Genomic DNA, 1,590 nt, shown 5'->3' with positions numbered 1-1,590 from the left:
CCTTGTCGGCGCGGGAGACGAACGCCCGCCGGGTCCACGTGCCGTCGTTCGTCCACGTTGTGGTGACTTCGCCGGTGCGGAAGTCGGTGGCCCTGCGGTAGTTGCTCACCGTCGGGCTCTGCGTGGCGATCCCCAGCTCGTACGCCGGGTGGTAGGTCTGCGTCCAGCGCAACGACCAGCCGGCCGCGAAGTCCTTGTTCGCACCGGCGTAGTCACCGGCGAGTGCCTTGTCCCGCACGGCGTTCAGGCGTCCGGAGAGGACCGGGGGAGTGACGGACCGGGTGCCGTTGGGCAGCACGAGCCGGTGGTAGTTGAAGATCACCTTCTCGGCCGCGGGCGCGCCGTGCAGCACGGCCCCGTACTCGCCGTTGCCGGTCAGGAAGCCGTCCTTCCACGACGACGCCGGGCTCGTGTCGTGAATGCCCCGGTCGGGCCCGGCGGCCTTCGCGGTGCCACCTGGCAACGCCGCCGCTCCGGCCGTGAGCGCGGTGGCGGCGAGGAAACGCCTGCGGGTGAAGGGGGTCACGCGAACTCCTAGTCCTGGACCTTGCCGCCGGTGACGCGGGACAGCGCCAGTGCGATGAGGATGATCGTGCCGTTGAGCGCGCCGATCCACTGCGCGGGCACACCGCCCAGCGTCAGCACGTTCTGGATCATGAACAGCAGCAGGATGCCGGTGAAGGCGCCGAACATCGTGCCCTTGCCGCCGTTGAGCGAGATGCCGCCGATCACCGCCGCGGCGAACACGGTGAAGATGTACCCGTTGCCCTGTGCCGAAGCGACCGAGGCGAGCCGCCCGGACAACAACAGCCCGCTGAGCGCCGCGAGCAGGCTGGCCGTGACGATCACGATCCAGAGCACCCGGTCGGTGCGGATGCCGGCAGCCTTCGCCGCGTCGACGTTCCCGCCGATCGCGTAGAGGGACCGGCCGAAGCTCGTGAAGCCGAGCACGACGATGCCCGCGGCGAACAGGAGCAGGCACAGCCAGACCGACGCGGGCATGCCGAGCCACTCCGCGGTGCCGAGGTAGAGCATGGACTTGGGCAGCCGGAAGAAGGTCTGACCGCCGGAGACACCCGTGAGAATGCCGCGCAGGACGATCAGCATGCCGAGCGTGACGATGAACCCGTTGAGCCCGAACCGGATGATGAACAACGCGTTGACCACACCGACCAGCACGCCGACCGCCAGGGTGATCGGCACCGACCAGCCGCCCGGCACCAGCCCGAGCCCGTGACCCGCGCCGACCGGCACGGTGAGCCAGGCCGCGATGCCGGGTGCGAGCCCGACCGTGGACTCCAGCGAGAGGTCCATCTTCTTGACGATCAGCACCAGGGTCTGCGCCAGGACCAGGATCGCGATCTCGGACATGGTCTGCAGCACGTTGAGCAGGTTGTCGCCGCGCAGGAAGACCGGGCTGACCAGCTGGCCGACGATCGCGATGACGATGATCGCGGGAATCAGCGCGAGGTCGCGCAGGCGGGCGAAGGCGATCCGCCTGCCGGCTGCGGTTGTCTCAGCCATCACTGTCCGCTCCTTCGCGCGGCCCGGGCTCGGCGTCGATGAAGGGAACCTTCATCCACGTGAGGT

2 protein-coding genes are annotated in these 1,590 nt (G+C 69.2%); both read right to left on the bottom strand.

Features of this window, described 5'->3' with window-relative positions:
- A partial coding sequence (locus UK23_RS34780; protein WP_045315986.1) for a glycoside hydrolase N-terminal domain-containing protein occupies positions 1-526 on the bottom strand: 526 nt, incomplete at its 3' end.
- Positions 527-534: 8 nt separating this feature from the next.
- A complete protein-coding gene (locus UK23_RS34775) occupies positions 535-1,524 on the bottom strand; it encodes an ABC transporter permease (RefSeq protein ID WP_045315985.1) in 990 nt (329 codons plus the stop codon).
- Between the last annotated feature and the right edge of the window lie 66 nt (positions 1,525-1,590).

Origin of the sequence: Lentzea aerocolonigenes, assembly GCF_000955955.1 — a bacterium.
Lineage (GTDB): Bacteria > Actinomycetota > Actinomycetes > Mycobacteriales > Pseudonocardiaceae > Lentzea > Lentzea aerocolonigenes_A.
This window is presented reverse-complemented; position numbering and strand designations above follow the sequence as displayed.